Source organism: Corallococcus interemptor, from assembly GCF_003668875.1.
GTDB lineage: Bacteria > Myxococcota > Myxococcia > Myxococcales > Myxococcaceae > Corallococcus > Corallococcus interemptor.
The window spans coordinates 1-20,168 of sequence record NZ_RAWM01000088.1; the positions used below are offsets into that span (position 1 = coordinate 1).

Sequence of the window (20,168 nt, forward strand, 5' to 3'; positions counted from 1 at the left end):
GGGGTGGGGTGGGGCGGAGGCGAAGGGGCTCCAGGTGGAGTACGACCTGCAGACGCCGCTGTTCCTGGACCGCACGTACCTGTTCGTGTCACCCAACCGCATCCACCGGCAGGGGGACCCGCACTCGCCGCTGCCGCTGGTCTTCGAGGGCCAGTTCGCGCCCAACCTCTTCCTGCCGCAGTTGAAGCTGGACGACTTCAAGCAGGACGGGCGGGAGACGCTGTTCTCGGCGGTGTTCACGCCCAACATCCGGCTGCGGATGGCGAACACGGACAGCAACCCCATCCTGCCGCCGTCGTACCTGATGAAGTTGACGCTCCAGGCGGCGCACCTGCGCCTCCTGCACGGCCCGGACAGGGACAGCGCGCCCCGGGTGCTGGCGCTGGGGTTGAACGTCATCGCGGGGCACTACTCCAACGGCGAGGACGGGTGCTTCTTCGCGAACCAGACGGGAACCGACCCGAACTGCGAGCCCCAGGAGGGGACGCCGCCGCTCAACGAAATCACGGGGAGCTTCTCCACGAACCTGCTGCGCTTCGAGCTGCACGGCCGGCTGGGGTTCGCGGTGGATCCGCACCGACTGAGCGCCTGGCTCCTGGGGGCGAATGTCTTCTTCGAATTGAACTCAGCGATTGGACCCGGAGGGATGAGCCCCGCGCAGCGCCGCGTGTATGGGAATGGGCACTGGGGGGTGGGACTCCTGGGGGAGCGGGCGGTGAACGGGAACCGCTTCCGGCTGGAGGGAGCGTACTCGCATCCCTTCGGGGAGACGCCGGCGCAGCGGGGAACGCTGAGCGTGGAGGCTGCGGCGAACCCCCGCTGGGGATCGGGCTTCGGCGTGTTCGCGAGGTATGTGCGGGGGCAGGACTACTACAACATCCTCTTCCTGGAGCGCATCAGCCTCTGGCAGTTCGGGCTCGTCTTCGAGCTGAACCCGGGCGCGCGGTTGAAGACAGACAGCGGAAGGCCCCCGGGCTTCCAGTGAAAATCATTTGATGAGGGAAGGGGGGAGCAGTTCACGGACCTCACGAGCGAAATCCGGCACGCTGCGCGCCAATCCCTCCAGGAGCTTCATGAGGGAGATGGGGGGATTTCGCAGGGCCTCGGCCTGTGCCCGGAGCATCTCCAGCACGACGTCGGGTGCCTGGCTGAGCAGGTGCTGGAGGAAGGTGTCGGGGTCCTGGGCCTGGAGTGATGCGGGCAGGTGTTTCTTGCCGAAGTCCCGCAGATTGCTCGTAACGATTGTCTGGGCGCCCACATGGACCGCGGCGGCGAGGACGTGCCGGTCCTTCTCAGGGTTGGTCATGGAGGGGATGAGCCCCTCGTGGCCCGTCACCATGGCTTCGGGAAAGGCCGCCTTCATGGCGGCCACGCGCCGCGCAGCCTTCTCTTCTGACAGCCCCATGGCCTTGACCAGGTTGCGGCGCGTCTCCTCGAGGATGAGTTCCGTCCAGTGAATCTGGATGAGCCCTTCATGCGCCGCGCTCAACAACGTGTCGCAGACAGTGAGCGGAATCAGGACGTTCGCATCGAGGACGACCGGAAATGCGGCATGAATCACGGAACGGGTGGTCCTCTCAGTCGTCAGTCGAGTTCAGGATAGCCCCCGGCGTCCTGACTCTCTCGCATCATCGCGTCGAGCTGAGCACGTCGCTCGGATTTCTGCCGCGCACGATATTCTAGGACGTCCTTACTGTAGACACGCCGATGAGTGCCTGTGCGGTGGAAGGGAATCCGTCCCTCATCGAGGAGCTGCACCAAGTACTGCCGCGAGACGTTGAGCAGGTTTGCGGCTTGTTGGGTCGTGAGCTCCTTATGGACGGGAACCACAGTGACAGCGTCCCCGGACGCAAGGATGGCAAGTACTTGCTGCATCAGGGCAAGGACGTCAGTGGGCAGAGGAATCGACTCATGGTTGGGACCAAGCAAGGAGAAGAGCGGATGCCCGCTTTTGTCGCTTAGCTCCTGGGTAATGAGCTGAGCGAGCTTTCGCACCTGTCCTACGGTTACCTCGCTAGCGGTAACTGGTTCCGGAGTACGCGAGGTAGAGGGGAGAGTGTCGGGCGTGGACATGGTCGACCTCGGGTTTACAGTTTGCAGTGACCTGTCAACATAGAGATATTCGACCCAAGTGCAAGCTGATTTACCCCGGCACCCTTAATTCTGATTGGTGTGGTTACCTCGTAAACGTCGTAACCGTAACCTCCCGAGGCATATCCCAGGATCTGCCCGTCCACCCGTGAGGTGGGCTACGACGGTGCCGACATGGACACCTCCGCTTCCCCGCGCGCCGTCACCGGCCGCGTCGACGTGCATCCCCGTGGCTTTGGCTTCCTCACCGTGCAGAAGCCGGGCACCCCGGAGGTGCTGTCCGCCTTCATCCCGCCTCCGGAGCTGAACCCCTTCTTCGCGGGCGACGTCGTCTCCGCCACCGTGACGGCCTCCGGCGAGGACCGGTGGACCGCGTCCGGCCTGACGCTCGTGGAGCGCACCCGCGCCGTCGTCTACGGCGAGGTCGTGTCGCGCAAGGGCGCCTTCTTCCTGCGCATCGACCGGGAGGTCTCCAACACCGACTGGCCCCTGGACCCGGGCACCACCGCCGTCCAGCACAATGACGCCGTCGTCGCCCGCATCGCGGACGGCAAGGTCGTCCTGCTCTACCGCCTGGAGCCCGGCGCGGACCGCTCCCTGGAGCGCGTCATCGCCCGCCACGGCCTCCACCGAGACTTCCCCCCGGAGGTCATCCAGGAAGCCCTCCGCGCGAAGGAGACGCCCCACGCCCTGGGCGGCGCCCGGCGCGACCTGCGCTCCATCCCCACCGTCACCGTGGACGCGCCGTCCACCCGGGACATCGACGACGCCATCTCCGTGCTGCCCGCGGGCCCTGACGGCGCCGTGCGCCTGCTCGTGTCCATCGCGGACGTGGGCGAGTCCGTGAAGGAGGGCAGCCCGCTGGACCTGGAGGCCCGCGCCCGGGCCACCAGCGTCTACCTGGCGGGCCGCGTGCTCCCCATGCTCCCGGAGGAGCTGTCCGCGCACTGGCTCAGCCTGGTGCCCAACGAGGAGCGGCACTGTCTCACCGTCGAATTGCGCATCGACCCCGACGGCCGCGTCACCGCCGCGGATGTCTATGAAAGCCTCATCCGTTCCTGGGCGCGGCTGAACTACGACGAGGTCGCGGACTTCCTCGACGAGGGCACCGTGTCCGCCGCCATGGAGCCGGTGCGTGAAGCCATGCCCTGGTTCCGGCTGGCGTCCGCGCGGCTCGCCGTGTCCCGCGCGGCCCGGGGCGGCATGGTGATGTCCCGCGACGAGGCGCGCTTCACCTTCGACACGGCCACGGGCGCCGTGTCCGGGCTCGCCGGGGAGAAGGACACGTCCGCGCACAACATGATCGAGCGCTTCATGGTCGCGGCCAACGAGGCCATCGCCACCTGGCTGATGACCCGTGGCGTGCCCACCGTGTTTCGCGTGCACGAACAGCCGGACCCGCAGCGCGTGGCGGACGTGAATGCGTTCGCGTTGCACTCGGGGTTCGCGGCGGGCTTCGGCGCGCAAATCACCCCGCTGGCATTGGCCGCGTTCGACCGGCAGATCTCCGGAACGAAGGCGGAGCCCGCGCTGCGCTCCGTGCTGCGCCGCTCCCTGGGCCCGTCCCGCTACACCGTGAAGCCGGGCCCGCACTTCGGGCTGGCCGCGCCCCTGTACCTGCACTTCACGTCGCCCATCCGCCGGTACGCGGACCTGGCCGTGCATCGGCTCATCAAGGCGTACCTCCACGGCCGGCGTGACTTCGTGCACGAGGACCCGGAGATTGAAGCGCTCTCCCAGCACATCAACGTGCGAGCCCGCTCCGCCAACCGGGCGGAGGTGGACCGTCACCACGAGCTGGAGGCGCGCTTCATGTCCACGCGCATCGGGCAGCAGTTCCCCGCGCGCATCGTGCGCGTGAAGCCCTTCGGCCTGGTCGCGCAGCTGGACGGCATGTGGGTGGAGGGCATGGTGCCGGCGGAAGGCCTCGCCGGAGGCCCCTACCGTCCGGACACGCGAGAGCTGTCCATGGTGGGCAAGACGCGGACCTTCACCGTGGGCATGCCCATCACCGTGAAGGTCGTCTCCACGGATGAGCAGCTGGGCCGGGTCGAGTTCGCCCTGGTCGAGTAGCGGCAGGGCCCCCATCCAGGGGAGAGACAAGGGGCGTCCGCCACTTCGGACGCCCATCCAGGCTCGGGGACGGTCCATGCCGTCCCCTGGAGCCGGAGGCAGGCTGGCACCCCTCTTGCTCAGGAACTTGGGGAAACTGAACAACGGGACGTGAGGGCCGCCGGCCGGGTGCGGCCCGAATGGATCGACGTGAGCCCAGGGCTCCGCGTCCATGGCTTCACATGCAGGGTGTTGATGAGGCTTTGCCCTGTCCAGGGCAGGCCATGTGTCTTGTCTGAGGGGGAGTACAACTGTGTTTACGGCAAGCGTGTCACCACGCGAAGACAATCCAATGAGAAGAAGATTCGCGGGAGCCTGGGTGCTGGGAATCTCAGCACTCCTGGCCGCGTGTGGAAGTCCTTCCGAGGAGGAAGCGGCGCCCCAGGCGGCTCCCGCGACGGTGGAACAGGCCCTGAACGGCGAGAGCTGCAGGCCGAAGGTGATCCCCGACAGACAGCCTGGCGCCCCGGCGGGTCAGGACATGTACTGCTCAGGGCCCTGGGAGTACCGCGACGAATGCTTCAAGCTGAGCAACACCTCCGCGTGTCCCCCGGACGGCTATTACGAAAAGGTCTGCCAGGTCGACCTGACCTGTAACTACAGCCTCCGGGAGCAGATCACCGATACCGGCCTGAAGGCCACGGGGATCAACGACAAGAACGAGAACTGCAACTACTCGGATACCCCCCCCTGCACGACCTTCAACCACACCACTGAACTCACGACCTGTACGGACAGAGCCAATCAGCTGATGGCCAGCCTCAGGGCCGCGGGAAAGGAAGACATTAAATACAAGTTGTACATCGTGTCCGCCACAGCGACGGGCTCCCGGGTCCTGGGAACTCCCAACGTCACCCGCACCCGTGGCGACGGCTGGAACACCACCGTCACGTCGACACCCTGGACGCAGGCCTGCACCATCACCATCGGGAACGTGGTGAAAGAGTGGAAGTATGGGCAGCATTCGGAGTGCGGCAGTCAGAACGTGGTTTGCCCGGACCCCACCCGTCCGAAATACGAATACTGCCGTGCTCCCGAGCACGGCATGGAGGACGACCCGGCCACCTGTGATTCGCAGGGGGGCCAGGGCGTGATGTATTCGCCTCCGGGTCAGTCGCTGTACTCGCTGCAGAACGACATCGATCCGCAGGCGGACATCCGCCTGGGCTCCTACCCGAACCGTCCCCGCTGCATGACGGCGGAGGACACGTCCTACTCGGCGGTGGAGGCCAAGTACACCCGGCTGGCGACCCAGCTGGATGCGCCCGTCCCCCAGTACGTGGATGGACCGGCCCTGAAGTTCCAGCTCATCAGCGCCCTCAAGCTGCTCTTCGAACTGCACGCCGACGACCCTGCCTTCGACCGGACGGAGCAGGCGGGAGGCTTCGCGACGCGCCGGGACCGCATGATGTCGCTCTTCGCGAACTACCCGGAGATGAACCACTTCTTCCGCGTGGATCCCTCCATCGACTTCTCCTGGGGGCAAGGTGGGCCCTCGACGTCCATGGAACCCGACACCTTCTCGGTGCGCTGGACGGGGTTCGTGGAGGCTCCTCAGACGGGGACATATGCCTTCCATGCCAATGTACAAGGCTATGCCAGGGTGTATGTGGATGGCCAGTCCGTGGGCGGCTGGTGGGGCAGCTCTGAAACGCATTGGTACAGCGGATCCGTCAACCTGACAGCGGGACGTCACGCGCTGAAGGTGGAGTACTACAACTTCGAGGGGAGTGCGGGTGTCCACCTGAAGTGGCAGCCTCCGGGTGCGACGGCCGCCGTGGCCATTCCCACCAACAGGCTCTTCACGCCAGACGAGCAGGGCAATGGCTTGCTGGGTGAGTTCTTCGACAATTACGACTTCACCTCCGATGCGTGCGGCACGAACCTCCCGGAGCCCCAGGCCACCTGCGCCGAGGCCAAGGACGTGCTCGCCACCCTGACCCTCTGCCAGCGGATGTTGGACCCGGAGGTCTCCAATACCGCGGCCACGGCTTTCCTCCAGACCTGCACCTCCGCCGCTTCGGCGCTCTCCCAGCTGGATGCCTCCCGCTGTGACATCCCGGCGTATCGGGCTGCCTTCCAGGACATCAACTCCCGGCTGCTGATCAAGGGCCTGCCCCAGATGACGACGACGCTGGGCAGCGAGGCCCGCATCGGGGAGCTGCGCGAGAAGCTCGCCGCCATCCAGCGGTGGTACTCGGGGGCGCGCGCCGCCTTCCCGTCGAACAGCCCGCCCCCGGCGGAGCTCATGGCCCAGGCCAGCCAGGTGATGAAGGCGTTCTGGATGGGCGTGTGGATCAAGGACGACCTGGGGCTCACGGCGGCCACGGATGAGGATGCCCAGACGGCGCGCGCGAAGATCCTCCTGGACGCTTTCACGGCGGATCGCCAGGTGCTGCTCGCGGCCTTCGGCGAAGGCGGCCTCCCTCCGCTCACGGGAGCGCCCCTGCTGTACCTCCTGGACGACTCGCTCCGGGGCCTGAACGAGCGGCTGCTGGAGGTGAGCCGGCTGCATGACATGGGGTGCCGGTTCATGACCTGCACCACCCGCTCGACGGCCACGAGCCAGCTGTGGAGCCTGCTGGCGAACCTGGATGATGGGCAGGCCTTCCACCAGAACCTGTCCCTGGCGGCGAACGTCTCGGCGGACTGGAAGCGGGTCTTCCAGCAGATGGACTGGGGGCACGCGGCCTTCCGGACCGCCGTGGAGGACGCACTGGGACTGCAGGCCGGCGCCTACACCGCCAATGCCCTCTACACCCACCCGGTCTCCGGTTCCGCCATGGGCCTGACGGCCATGCTCCGGGACGCGAAGGCCCGCAGCACCGGCTACGCGGCCAATGGCCTCTTCACCGCGCAGGACGACCACACCCTCAAGGTGGGCCTCAACCGGCAGAAGCAGGAGGACATCCTCGCGCAGCTCAACGCCACCCTCCAGCAGCTCGACGGCAGCGTGACGGCGTACAACACGGGCCGGCTGACGGCGGTCCAGGGGCTGCTGGGACAGATGCAGAGCCAGAACGGCCAGGCCAGCCTGGACAACAAGCTCCTCATCCTGGGCGAGCAGGTGAAGACCCTCAACCGCGACCTCAACGGTCTGCGCACGAGCCAGGCCGTGGAGGAGGCCCGCATGGGTGACTTCATGGATGGCTTCGAGGCCCTCTTCCCGGCCATCGCGGAGCAAGGACAGACCCTGCTGAAGGCCGAGTACTCCCTGGCCGTCCACAACAAGGGCCGCAAGGGCGCGGATGCCGCGGATGTCATTGGTCTGGCGGAACGGAATCCGAACGGGCAGGCCGGTGTCTTCAAGGTTTCGCCCTCCGTGGGAAGCCAGCTCGTCATCCAGGTGGGTGGAGCGTGGTCTCCGACCTGCGCGCTGGGTTTGACGGCGGGTCCCAATGGCAGCCTGGTCAAGGTGAAGAGCGGGCAGTTGCCCATCATGACGGGGCCGGAAGGCTTCAGCGTGGTGGAAGCCGCGGGCACCTACACCGCGAAGTCGGTGGAGACCGTGAACTCGCAGGGCAACTTCTCCAACGCGACGAACACGGAGTCGGCCTGTGGCGGCTTCAATCTCTCCATTTATGGCATTGGCCTCGGGGGCGTGAACAGCTGCATGTCGAGCGAGACCGGGACCACGTGGAACCGGACCTGGAACCAGACGGACTCCAGCGGTAGCAACAAGACCTCGACCTTCTCCGTGGCACGTGGCCTGAGGTCTCCCAAGGCGCCGTTCCCGGACGAGCCCGTGGGCAGCCTGCTGCTGGTGGAGATGGTGCGGGGGCAGACGGACCGTCCCAACGTCCGGTCGGTGCGGGTGCTCCAGTCGCCGTCCAAGGCCGTGCTGGTGACCGCGGAGTCGGACTTCTACGTGGTCGTCAACGACGCCGCCATCGAGGCCACCGGGGAGACCGCGCAGTGTGCTTCCTGGGTGGGTGACTCCCAGCTGGACGTCCGCATCGCGCAGCTGAGCCCGCTCACGAACGAAGCCACGCTCGTCACCACCGCGATGGTCGCCGGGTTGGACCAGGTGAAGCAGGTGGGCCGGTCCTACGCGGCCCAGGGCCGGTTGCTGCCGAACCAGATCAACAGCCTGCGCACCCAGGCCTTCAACGAGGTGTACCAGCGCTGCAACTGCACCAGCCTGAACAGCTATCCGGAAAACCTCCGCACGCTCTTCGGAACGTGGGTGGAGAAGGCGCTCACCGACGTGGAGCGTGAGGTGGAGCTGATCAACATCGAGCGGCAGCTGCGCCAGGCGGCGCTGGAAAATCACGCGCTGGTGACCGAGCGGGAGAACACGGAGGGCCAGTCCCGGCTCCTCGCGCTGGTCCCGGTTTGGGCCCTGCGGAACCTGGATGGCACGTTCATGCGGGCGCAGCTGGAGGCCCTGGACGAGGTCATGGGTCAGTGGCTGGCTCCCACCATCCGGCTGATGCATCCGGAGACGCTGACGAACTTCACGTCCTCGGAAAGGAACCTGCTGGAGGCGCTCACGGGGATCGATCCGACCTCGACGAACACGGACATCAGCCTGCTGGCGCAGGCGGCGAAGGACGCGGCGAGGGCGGTGGAGACGCGTCTGGCGGCGACGCGGATCATCGGTCCGTCGAGCCAGGTGCTGGACGTCATCATCAGCATCCCGAAGCCGGGCGTGACGCCTTCCACGATCTACCGGAAGGTGGACCCCGCGCTGGCGAAGTCGGTCTGGGACGACATCCTGGCGAACCGCAACCCGACGCTGACCCTCACGCCGGAACACGTCTACAGCCTGTCGGGTGGACAGAAGCTGCTGCCGTGCAACCAGCTGACGCCCATCATCCGGACCATGATGCTCTATGGGGTCCTGCCAAGCGGGACGCCGTACGAGCCGTACACGCTTCCCGTGGGCATGACGCCGGCGATGCGCTTCCCGACGGCATCCTCCCTGTATCAGTACGATTTCAACACGGCGTCCTACCTGACGCCTGCCGTGCAGATGATGTTCGGAAACCTCACGGATCCGATGTCGCAAGCAGCCGCCAAGCTGGAGAACTACCTGAATGCGTCGGTGGTGGCGCAAGGCCTGTCGCCCTTCACCACCTACCAGGTGAATCTGGACGCGTTCCGGGAGATGTACGTGCCGCCTACTCCCACCACCATCAACACGAACAGCCCGTTGGCCAAGATAAACGAGCTGCTGGTGGTCTTCCGGGTGGAGACGAAGCAGGAAGCCTCCAGCATCAAGCCGCCGGGTGTGGCGCGCTGCCAGTAGTCAGCGTCTGAAACGCAGTCACAGCGGTCCATGGCCCCGTCCGGTGGGTGCAGCCCGGGCGGGGCCTTTCTTTCAGTGTCTGTCTTTCCTTCCTTCATGGGATTTCGTCATGCGAAGCATGTTGGCTTTGATGGCCGGGCTGTGGTGTGGGCAGGCGTTCGCCCAGCCCTTCAATGATGCGTTGGTGCAGGCGCCGCAGTTGGGCGCGCCCACGCGCGGGAGCCTGGCGGGGCAGTACGCGGCCACGGACCTGGGGCCCGCGGACGTGAGCCGGGGCGGCTTCAGTCTGGCCTCCACGTTCGCCGCTCCCTCGGAGCGCGGCGTCCTCCAGGCCGGAGTCTTTCCCACCTACTCACCGGAGGGAGGCATCGGGGAATGGGGCCAGGGCTGGGGCGTGTCGCTGGCGGTGACGCGCACGCGGGTCCTGGGTGAGTTGGATTACGCGACCGATGACCTCACCGGGCCCTGGGGCCGCATGGTGAAGGGCACGGACGGGTGGTGGTACCCCGTGGGCCTCAAGGGCCACGTGCGCATGCAGGAGCAGGGCGACACGCTGGTGGCCGTGCTCCCGGACGGCAGCCGCTGGACCTTTGGCGGCAGTGCCCGCGTGTCGACGGCGCGCGGCACCTACGCATGGCACCTCACGCAGGTGGCGGACGTCACCGGGCACAAGACGCAGCTCACGTGGACCGCCAATGACTCCGGGCGCCTGTTCCTGACGGCGGCCCATTACGGAGGCCTGGGGGACGACTTCCAGCAGCGCGTGGACTTCATCCATGAGCCGGTGGTGACGCCCTTCGTGGACTGGCGCTCCGGCCAGGCGCTGCGGCTGGACCGGCGCGTGTCGCGCGTGGACGTGCGCACCAAGGACGCGGTGACGGGGCAGTTCTCGCTGCGCTGGAGCCACGCGCTGGGCTACCGCCAGGACTCGCTGGGGCCTGCTTTCCATCTGGAGTCCGTGCAGCAGACGTACGCGTCGGGCCAGTCCACGCCGGTGGTGACGTATGTCTATGAGAACGCCGCGGACTTCCTTCCGGCCGCGGCCGCGCGCTCCATCCCCAAGTTCGACGGCGTGATGCTGGCGTACTCCGAAGGGGTGGCCCTGCCCTCGGAATCCACGCCGCTGGACGACGGCGAGGACGGGCTGGTGGACCTGGAGCACCGCGCGGACTTCAGCCTCATCCGTCAGGGGCCAGGGGGCTACACCTTCGAGCCGCTGCCCGCGCTCGCGCCGGATGCGCGCTTCGAGTGCCGGCCGGATGCCTCGGCGTACAACCTGCCCCGGCTGCTCGCGAAGATGCGGCCCCAGGAGGACAACCACCAGGTGGTGTCGCTCGCCTGGAACGCGTACCTGGCGAAGACGGAACTGCTGGTGTGCGAGCGGGACGGGCACCCGGTGCACCAGGGCTGGATCGACGACTACTGGGTTCCCGGCCCGAACACGCGCGTGGTGGACCTGAACCGCGATGAGCGGCCGGACCTGCTGGACGTGTTCCCGGGTGGCTACCGCGTATTGCCCAACCAGAGCACGGCCACGAGCTACGCGTTCGCGGACGTCCCGGTGACAGGCACGCTGAACCTGCAGGTCTATCCCCAGGCCACCTGGGTGCACGACTTCAACGGAGACAGCGTCGCGGACCTGGTGGTGCGCTACGGCAACGACCTCTTCGTCTACGAGGGCAAGGGCCAGTTCCAGTTCGAGCCGGAGCCGCGCATCTACGAAGCGCGCTTCCCGGACGGCATGCAGGTGTCGCTCGCGGGCTTCGAGCTGAGCTTCACGGACGTCAACAACGACGGCCTGAAGGACGTCATCGCGGGCAGCTACTACGGGGCGCTGCTGCTGGTGAACGACGGGACGCGGCTGGTGCAGGTGCCCGTCCCGGCGCTGGAGCTGCTGACCTGGAACTCCAGCTTCCCGGTGGCGCAGGACCTGGAGGGCACGGGCAACACGGAGCTGTTCTTCGTGGAGAATGGCTTTGCCCGATCCGTGGCGCTGAACCGCCCGGGCACGGGGCTCCTGAAGTCCGCGGATGACGGCAAGGGAACGCGGCTGGAGCTCACCTACGCCCGCAGCCCCGTGGCCCTGCGTCAGGGCGCTCGCCAGCCGGTGCTGGACACCCTGACGGTGCGGGCCAGCGGGGAGGAGGCGAGGAGCTACCAGTACACCTATGAGCAGCCGGTGATGCACTCGGTGGGGCGGTTCCTGCTGGGCTACGGCCAGGTGACGCGTGAGGGCGCGCACGTCGTGGAGGAGATGTCCTTCCTCAACGAGGACGACAACGCGGGCCTGCTGGTGTCCTCGCGCGTGCACGATGACAAGGCGCCCCGGGTGGAGACGTTCTCCGTGCTCCAGTACGAGGATGCGTCGCTCGCGGGTGTGTCCTGGAAGCGGCCCCGGGCGCAGGAGCAGGGCTGGCGCTCCACGGAGGACAACCAGCGGGTCTCGGAGTCCACCGGGTACGAGGCCTACACGGCGGACGTCTGCCCATCGCGGGTGGTGACGACGACCGCGCAGGGAACGCTGACCACGGAGCGGACGCGGGCGTCGGTGCCCGGTCTGGGCTCGGCGCTGCACTGCCTGGAGAGCGGGACGGTGCTGACGGGGCAGCATGCGCAGCAGCCCTGGATGGACTTCCGCCATGAGGGCGTCGTGGAGCGCGACTCGCGCGGGCTCGTCACTGCCGTGCGCAGCGTGGCGGGCGGCCAGACGCTGACGCTGCAGGAGGTGGCTTACAACCCGGACGCGTCGCTGGCGTCCATCTCCGTGCCGGGCAAGGGGACGGCGTATTTCCACCACGACGCGGTCCGGCGGCAGCTCCAGCGTACGGAGGCCCCGGATGGATTCGTGACGCGGGTGGTGGACCGCGCTCCGCTGACGGACGCGGTGCTGACGTTGGAGGTGAATCGGGGCGGGACGCCCTACCAGCGCTACTTCCGTTACGACGGGCAGGAGCGGCTGAGCAGCGAATGGGACAGCCTGAATGGCTCCGAGCTCAATCCCAAGCAGACCTATGGCTATCAGTACGCCACGGCGACGAAGCCTGGATCCTTCCAACTGTCCATGCTGGTGGATGGTTCGCAGGGGGCGGTGCGGGAGTCCATCGAGTACGTCACGGCCTCGGGTGATTCGCTCACCACGGCGAACCGGATTCCGGAGGGCTGGACCTTCGGCGGGCTGAGCCGCCGGGATGGAGCGCACGCGGAGCTCCGCATGCTGCTGCGGCCGGCGATGGGGCCGTCCGTGGACATGCAGGGCATGGACTACACGGCGCTGCTTCAGGGAAGCCGGCAGGTGGCCTTCCAGAGCGCGTCCGCCTTCGGCCATGACGTGGCGACCCGCACCGCCTTCCACGAGGGCGTGGAGAAGCAGGTGGCGACGAGCCTCGGCTTCGAGGCCGGAGCGCTGACCCAGACGGCCGTGGAGAACGGGACCTTCACCGCCAGCCGCACGATGGACGCGGCGAAGCGCGTGCTCTTCCAGGAGGACGAGGCCCACACCCGCTACGGCTACCACTACGACGCGTCCGGGCGCCTGCGGGAGGTGATCATGCCGGACGGCGCGACCCACCGCGTGGAGTTCGACGGACATGGCCGCGTGAGCCGGCTGGTGCGCCATGGCGTCGCCACCGTCGAATACGCCTACGACGCGACGACGGGGCAGCTCACCCAGAAGCGCTTCCTGTCTCCGGCGGGAGTGGCGCAGCGCCAGGTGTCGTTCGAATACGACTCGCTGGGCCGGGCCTCCAAGGAGACGCACAGCGCTTCGGGCGTTGGAGCGCAGGTGTACCGCTACTTCCACGACGGGTCCTCGCCCTCGAGCGGGCCGAAGCTGGACCAGAAGGGGATGCTGACGGCCGTGTCGGGTGACGGCTACGTGAAGACCTTCACGTACCGGGAGGACGGCAAGCTGACGTCGCGGACGCTGGAGCTGACGGGCTGGCGCACGGTGCAGACGCAGCTCGCGTACAACGACGCGGGGGATGTCTCCAGCACCACCACCGTGGTGAAGCATGCGAATGGCGCGGTGCTGTCGTCCGACACGCAGGCGTACAAGCTGGACGCGTACGGGCGGCTGCACGAGGCCTGGCTGGGGACGGGTGCCACGGCGCCGGCGCCGTGGGCCTTGCTCGCGTATGACGGCGAGGGACGGGTGTCGTCGGTGGACTTCACCGGCGGGACGCACGTGGGCTTCGGCTACGACGCCTTCACCCGGCGCCGGGTGACGCAGACGCAGTCCACGGCCACGTGGAGCGCCGCGACGGCGCAGCGGTTCAACACCCGCGGCCTGGTGGAGTCCGAGGACTTCACGGTGGGCGCGCAGGTCTGGCAGCGCGACTACGCGTATTCCGCGCAGGGCTTCCTCACGCAGGCGCAGGACGCGCACGACAGCTACGCGTATGGCTACGCGCCCGAGGGATTGCCCACGTCCATCGAGGAGAACGGCACGTCGCGCGCGGTGACGCGCACGGGCAACACGCTCACCGCGGGCAACGTCACGTACACGTTCGATGCGCTGGGCCGGGCGGTGACGAAGGGGGACCTGGCGCTCACGTACGGGGCCAACGGGCACGTGGCCACGGCGACGCGTGGCACGACGCAGTGGAATTTCCTCTACGACGAGACGGGCCAGCGCATCCTCAAGCGCGAGGGCACGGTGCCGGTGGCCGCGTACCTGGAGGCGGGGGAGTACCTGGACGCGACGGGCCTCACGCTGCCGGTCCACTTCGCCGGTCAGCTCGTGGGCGTCATCCAGCAGGGCGTGTTCCGCCCGCTGGCGGCGGACACGCGGGGAACGCTGCTGACGGACACGACGGGTGCGCCGTTCGTGGCGTCGCCATACGGCAACCGCGCTTCGCACCCGGATGTCTCCGCCGCGATCGAGTACGTGCAGAAGGGCTACGACGCGGACCTGGGCGTCATCCGCATGGGCGTCCGTGATTACGACGCCACGTTGGGGCAATTCCTCACACCGGACGGCCTGTTCCTGGAGTCGCCGGAGATGTGCCTGGGGAGCCCGGGCGAGTGCAACCTGTACTCGTACGCACGTGGCAACCCGACGGGGTTCACGGACCCGAGTGGCAGGTGCGCGGCCAGCCTGGAGAAGGGTATCGACTGCATGGCGCAGCCACTGGCGCAGGGTGTCGCCATCGAGCAGTTGATGACGGAGGCGTGGAGGGACGGCAGCTACGGCACAGCGACAATCGCGGGCGTCCTGAGCGTGGGCAACGGCGCAATCGTGGTGTCGGCGTTCGTGGCCCAGGGGGTGATCGACGTCGGCAACGGGACCTACATCGCGACCTCCGGATTCTGGGAGGGGAACTACGACAAGGCGCTGGACGGATCGATCCGGACGTTGTTTGCCTTTACGGTCGCACGAATGGGGCAGGCCTCCGCGGCGATGAGCGCGGAGCTTTCAATGGAAGGCCGGATCGCTGCGGGCTTGCGCAAGGCAGGCACGACGGGAGCAGCTTCAACAGAAGCAACCTCTACGACGACGTCAATGTCATCCACCGCGAAAGCGAGCGCCAGGGTATTGGCCCGTGGCGCACCTGAAGGTGGAGGCTTTGCCTACGGTGTTACAGCGGAAGAAATCTCCGCTATCAACAGGACCTTTGGGGGAACGGCCTTGAGGCAGGGACGTGATCCGAGTTCCGCTGTCGCCAATGCTTTGCGTTATAATGGATTCTACAAGAAAGCTGCGGCGATGATCAGGGAGATTGCTGATCAGATGTATGACAATGGGGCCAAGAGGACGGCCAATGCAGTGTATGACCTGCTCATGGAGAGGAATGGTATCGTGAACGGTGTCACAAGGGCGGAAGTGAAAGACATCATTACGAAAATCGCCAACGGTGAGTTGAGAGAAGTGCCCGATATCGCCAAGGCATTGCAGGGGTTCTGATGGGCATGCAAACCCGTAAGAAGTTGTTGGCGAAGGTCTTCGAGAAATTGGGTATGGAGCCACCTCATCCAGATTGGGTGGGGATTGATCCGGTTCTTTCCATCCTGGAACGAATCCGTGAGGACGGCGCCGTTGTCGTCATCAAGCTGGATGGGGAACGGAAGTCACCAGGGGACAGTGGGCCATACTCGGTATCTGTCTTGGGAGCGCCTCTGGCTGGGGAATCCATCAGGGCGGATACACAGTCGCTCGAGGACAGCCTGACCCGGGTGATCCTTGGTTACGCAGACAGGTTCTGGAAGTGAAGAGGCCTGATGGCGCTGACTGCTGAAGTCCTGGATGAAAGCCCAGCGCGCAGACCTCCCCACGGCATTTCTTCCCTGGGAACATCGCCGGGCGACAGGACGGCCTGCTGGTGCGTGTCACGCCAGCAGGCGGTTCGTCCTGGCTGGGGATGTTCGCGTTCGGGAAGCTGGGGAAGGGAACCCGCGGCGTCTTCGCCATGCCGGACCCAGAGAAGCTTTGTGTCGTGGGATGGCTTGAAGATCGTCCAGGTGACGGAACGCTCCATCATCGGTGAGTACTGGGACATGCGGACGGAGGCGATGCAGACGTTCGAAGTCGACCTCGCCACCGGTTCCCAGGAGGGCGGCGTGGAGGGATGATGGGCGTCCACGTTCATGCGGACCGGATCACACATTCCCTGGAGGTTCCAGATGCAAGCAGAGTCCGTCGAGAGCAAGGGTTACCAGATCATCGAACCATCAAGTCTTGGAATGCTTACGGCGCAACCAGACAAACATGCGTTCGCTGTCGCGATGCTTCAGTGGCTTGTCCAGGGATTGCAAGCCGAGCTGAAGGAACAACTGAGGGGCGTGGAAATCTCCATCATCCGGGTGGAGTATCAAGGTGCCTATCCGGCGCTCGGCATCAGGTATGTCAATGAATCCAATGACCTGGGCAAGCTCATTGAACAAACCGCCGATCGTCTCCTCCAGGAACGAAGTGTTTCCGACTTCGCGGCGTTCCTCGTCAGGGAGAAGGTGGATTGGGCGCGCCGGACCGCTGACCTCATGTCGAAATAGCGGCTGCCGCGAAGCGGATCACCCCGCCAGCGGCAGGCCGTCCGTGGACTCCACCAGGACGTTGCCGGGCACCCAGCCCAGCAGCCCGGTGGATGACCTCACCAGGTACTGGACCTCCCCCTTCGTGGGGACGCTCGCGGCCAGCACCTGCACCTTGGAGCCCTGTGCCGTCGTGGCCAACACCGCGGAGCCTGTGCGGCTCTGCGTCAGCGGGAAGGACTTCTTCACCGTGGCCTCCACGCCCACCGCGTAGAACTCCTGCGGCACGTGCACCAGCTTCCACGCCTTGCGGTCCAGCGTGTACTTGTCGCGCCTCTGCCAGAACCCCATCCACGTATCGACCAGGACGATGCCGTTGCCCTTCGCCTCCGTCAGCGCGCGCACGTCCCCCAGCGGCTTCACCGCCTTGCCGTCGTAGCCATAGAGGAAGAAGCGGTGGTCGTCGTCCATGTCCCCCAGCGTGTGGACCAGGAGCTCCTTCCACTTGTCGCCCGTGTCCAGGTCCACCACCGTGAAGCCGCGCACCTCGTTGCCGGACGCGTTGCCCTGCAACGTGGCGCTCCCCGCCTTCAGCGTGAACTTCCCTCCCTCTCCCGCCGTGAGCGACACCGTGTCCGGCTTGCCGTCCCCGTCCAGGTCCACCTGCGCGGACTTCACGGGCTCGTCGTTCTTCTGTGCCCACGCGGGCACACCGGTCAGCAGCACGGCGGAGGACAGCACGGCCAGCAGGGGGGTCTTCACGGAAGCAGGACCTCGGTCGGAGAGCAGGACGGCGCTACGCTAGCCGCCCGAGCGGCGGAAGCGCCCCCGGAAGTGCTTGTCCAGGTACACCTCCGCGTGCGCCAGGGCTTCTCGGGTCTCGGGAGGCAAGGTCAGCGAGGCCGCGGCCACCCGGGCCTGACGCATCGCGGAACCCCTTCCGCTCTCAGCGGAACCCACGGCGTCCACCTTCGCGTGCGCCGTGTCCACCACGCCCTTCGCCTCCTCCAGGGACACCTCTCCCTCCGCCAGCGCGTTGAACAGCTGGCAGCGGTAGCGGCGGCAGGCGTCCGGGCGTTCCTCGTAGACCGTGCAGCACAGGCCCTCCAGGGCAGCACAGCGCTGGGGAAGAGCCACGGCGCCGTCCTCCTTCACTAATAGGGAAAGGCCCTTCTGGCGCAGGGCTTCCGCCTCGGCGGGCTGGAGCGGCACCTGGGTGAAGAGGGTGCCGTCACAGCACATCCCGCAGTGCAGACAGAGGGTGGAGAGGGGGGAGGTCATGGCGTGCCCGAGGGATAACGCCTCCCCGGGAGGCGAGTCATCCCCGACGTGTGTCGCCCCGGCCTCCGTCCCTCCAAGGCAAGCCAGGTCTCACCAGTCAACATGCGACAATCCCTGGTGTTCCATGTGTCGGAATCACCCTGTGTTTCTGGGGCCCGCACGACCCGAGGGGAGGGACAGGACTGAACCTGTCTCGGAAGGCCATGCGTCTGTCGGTGGAGGAAATCCCCGGCCCGTGAGAAACCAATTCGCGACAGTCCAATGCGTGGCCGCCCTTCCAGCCCGAAGGTCTCAGTGCAGAAGGGGTGAATGATCTCCACTCTGTGGGAATCCGAGTTCCCCGGGTCACCTGCAACTTGGGGACACCACGGTTTCTTCGGACGTCGTAGAATCACGCCCCGTCGTACATCAGGGAGCCCCCATGCACAGCGAAACTCACGACGCGCCGGCCGGACGCGAAGCCCTCCTCGGATACCGGGTGGGGACGGAGCTCAGCGCGGCGGCCTCCTTCGGCGCGGACTTCTCTTCCGGTCGTCTGGTGCAGCTGTCGCTGGAGCACCTGACGCTCCACCTGGAGTCGCGCGCGGTGCCGCGCAAGGGCCAGGCCGCGTCCGTGGTGGTGGGGGAGGGTGAGCGCTGGGCCACCGCGCTGGACGCGGAGGTGATTGGCGTCAATGCCATCCGTCCGGAGGTGAGCCTGCGCTTCGTCGCGCCGCCGCTGGACGCGGGCCGCCGCATCGTGGGGCTGCTGGAGTCGCTGCGTGACAACGGCCAGCTCCTCACGCCGGAGACGCGCCCCGTGTGGCGCGAGCAGATTGACCGCGCGGACCGCGTCGCGCGCATCTGTGAAGCGCTCGCGTCCCGCCAGGCCCGCGGCGTGCTGCGCTCGCGCGACGGCCAGGCCGTGGCGGAGGTCACCTGCGCCTTCTTCGAGCCGCTCCAGGACGTGTTCGGCTGGAACCTGAACGGCGCGCTCCCCCCGGGGCCGCTCACCCTGGAGGCGTTCGGCTACTCCAGCGTGGTGCACTTCCAGGCGGAGGTCGCGCGCGTGGAGGGCGGCCTGCTCCTGATGCCGGTGCCCACGTCGCTGGTGCGCTTCCGCCACCGCTGGCTGCGCCGTACGCAGGCCGACGCGTCCTGCACGGTGGAGTTCGACCACCCGCTCTGGCCCCAGGTGCACGTGCACCGCGGCCTGCTGGATGTCTCCTATGAAGGCCTGTCCTTCCTCACCCAGCCCGGCGAGGACCTGATGTACCCGGGCCTGCGCCTGCCGGTGATGCAGGTCGCGCTGGAGGGCCACGCGCCGGTGCGCCTGCGCGCGGAGGTGCGCAACATCTCCAGCACGCCCCACGGCCGCCGCTGCGGCGTGAGCGTGCGGCCCCTGGACGCGGAAGGGGCCCGCGCGTGGCGCGCGCTGGTGGAGGCCCAGGCCCACCCCACCACCAAGGTGGAGGGCGACTGGAACGACTCCACCTGGAAGCTCTTCGAGCGCTCCGGCTACTTCCGCCTGCCGGGCAAGGAGCCGGAGAAGTTCACCAGCCTGCGCGACCAGTTCGACCGCGCGCAGAACAAGCTCCAGGAGGCGCCGCTGCTGGGCTACCGCGTGGTGCGCCCCGCGGAGGACGGCATGGAGGCCACGCTGTCCGTGCTCAAGCCCTACGCGGGCAGCTGGATGGCGCACCAGCTGGCGCGGCACCAGCCCCCGGGCAGCCGCTCCACCGCGCGCGAGGCCCTGCGCGACATCTACCTGCGCGGCTACGAGCCCACCCAGTCCGACCCGGAGGTGAAGTGGTTCTTCGCCTACTGCGAGGCGAACGTGCGCTGGGTGCGCTACACGAAGTTCGACTTCGCGACCTGGTACGCGCACACCGGCCAGACGTGCCTCGTGCCCTTCCGCCTCATGGAGGGCGAGGTGGACAGCGTCTGGACGAAGCCCGCCCACGTGAAGGTGGGCGCGCCCACCGGGGAGGAGCGCGCCCGCTTCTTCGAGCGCGTGGCCAGCACCCACCCGGAGGCCTACAGAGAGGCGCTGGACCTGGTGCCCGAGCGCTTCGACCTGGAGACCACGCGCACCGGCTGGGGTGACGCGGGCCTGTCGCGCGAGCGCGAGATGGTGGTGGCCCGTCACGAGGGCCGCGCCGTGGCCTTCGCGGTGTTCGAGTCCGCGCAGCCGGGCCTGAACCTCTTCAACGTGCTGGACGGCGTGCGCCTGGTGCCGCTCACGGACGACGCGAGCCCGGAGGTGCAGGACGCGTTCGTGGCGCTCCTGTGCCACGCGGCGGAGTGGTACCGCGCGCGCGACCGCAAGGTGTTCGTCCACTACGTGGAGGCCACCTGCGTGGAGTACGCGGAGCGCGTGTCCCTGGCGGACCTGGGCGAGGGCAAGCTGTGGGTGATGTCCGCCCGCCTGCTGCCGGAGTTCCTGGAGCACCTGTGCGAGTCCACCACGCCGCGCGCGGTGTAGTGG

12 protein-coding genes are annotated in these 20,168 nt (G+C 67.3%); 8 read left to right on the forward strand and 4 right to left on the reverse strand.

The genetic code is table 11. The features are described from left to right. The coding region (locus D7X96_RS26365; RefSeq protein ID WP_121771012.1) for a hypothetical protein at positions 1 to 985 on the forward strand (985 nt) is incomplete at its 5' end. 3 nt (positions 986 to 988) lie between these two features. Here D7X96_RS26365 and D7X96_RS26370 read toward each other — a convergent pair. Both D7X96_RS26370 and D7X96_RS26375 read right to left on the reverse strand, forming a co-directional pair. Next, positions 989 to 1,561 carry a PIN domain-containing protein gene (locus tag D7X96_RS26370; RefSeq protein ID WP_158616249.1) on the reverse strand — a complete coding sequence of 191 codons (573 nt, stop codon included), beginning with the start codon at positions 1,559 to 1,561 and terminating at the stop codon, positions 989 to 991. Between the two features lie 23 nt (positions 1,562 to 1,584). Next, positions 1,585 to 1,995 carry a helix-turn-helix domain-containing protein gene (locus D7X96_RS26375; RefSeq protein WP_233609604.1) on the reverse strand — a complete coding sequence of 137 codons (411 nt, stop codon included), beginning with the start codon at positions 1,993 to 1,995 and terminating at the stop codon, positions 1,585 to 1,587. A gap of 270 nt (positions 1,996 to 2,265) precedes the next feature. On the opposite strand from D7X96_RS26375, the gene D7X96_RS26380 reads away from it, so the two are divergent. From D7X96_RS26380 to D7X96_RS26395, 6 genes are all read left to right on the forward strand, one after another. Then, the gene (locus D7X96_RS26380; RefSeq protein WP_121771024.1) at positions 2,266 to 4,164 is read left to right on the forward strand and encodes a ribonuclease R family protein; all 1,899 of its coding nucleotides are present in this window, start codon (positions 2,266 to 2,268) and stop codon (positions 4,162 to 4,164) included. 520 nt (positions 4,165 to 4,684) lie between these two features. Beyond that, positions 4,685 to 9,454, forward strand: a complete 4,770-nt coding sequence (locus tag D7X96_RS26385) for a PA14 domain-containing protein (RefSeq protein ID WP_147468402.1) — start codon at positions 4,685 to 4,687, stop codon at positions 9,452 to 9,454. Between the two features lie 109 nt (positions 9,455 to 9,563). Continuing rightward, positions 9,564 to 15,356, forward strand: coding sequence for an RHS repeat-associated core domain-containing protein (locus tag D7X96_RS41570; RefSeq protein ID WP_121771014.1), 5,793 nt, complete (start codon positions 9,564 to 9,566; stop codon positions 15,354 to 15,356). A 5-nt stretch (positions 15,357 to 15,361) separates the two neighbouring features. Then, positions 15,362 to 15,661: a hypothetical protein gene (locus D7X96_RS39660; RefSeq protein WP_158626636.1), complete on the forward strand. Its 300-nt coding sequence runs from the start codon at positions 15,362 to 15,364 to the stop codon at positions 15,659 to 15,661. 234 nt (positions 15,662 to 15,895) lie between these two features. Further along, positions 15,896 to 16,021 (forward strand): hypothetical protein, encoded by a 126-nt coding sequence (locus D7X96_RS41575; RefSeq protein WP_279637405.1) that lies wholly within the window; start codon positions 15,896 to 15,898, stop codon positions 16,019 to 16,021. 51 nt (positions 16,022 to 16,072) lie between these two features. After that, positions 16,073 to 16,441 carry a hypothetical protein gene (locus tag D7X96_RS26395; RefSeq protein ID WP_121771015.1) on the forward strand — a complete coding sequence of 123 codons (369 nt, stop codon included), beginning with the start codon at positions 16,073 to 16,075 and terminating at the stop codon, positions 16,439 to 16,441. Between the two features lie 18 nt (positions 16,442 to 16,459). Here D7X96_RS26395 and D7X96_RS26400 read toward each other — a convergent pair whose 3' ends face one another. Both D7X96_RS26400 and D7X96_RS26405 read right to left on the reverse strand, forming a co-directional pair. Then, positions 16,460 to 17,182: a hypothetical protein gene (locus D7X96_RS26400; protein WP_244219729.1), complete on the reverse strand. Its 723-nt coding sequence runs from the start codon at positions 17,180 to 17,182 to the stop codon at positions 16,460 to 16,462. Positions 17,183 to 17,221: 39 nt separating this feature from the next. Next, positions 17,222 to 17,701 carry a YkgJ family cysteine cluster protein gene (locus D7X96_RS26405; RefSeq protein WP_121771016.1) on the reverse strand — a complete coding sequence of 160 codons (480 nt, stop codon included), beginning with the start codon at positions 17,699 to 17,701 and terminating at the stop codon, positions 17,222 to 17,224. A 421-nt stretch (positions 17,702 to 18,122) separates the two neighbouring features. On the opposite strand from D7X96_RS26405, the gene D7X96_RS26410 reads away from it, so the two are divergent. Next, entirely contained in the window at positions 18,123 to 20,165 is a 2,043-nt protein-coding gene (locus D7X96_RS26410) for a PilZ domain-containing protein (RefSeq protein WP_120549932.1), read from the forward strand. Positions 20,166 to 20,168 lie beyond the last annotated feature (3 nt).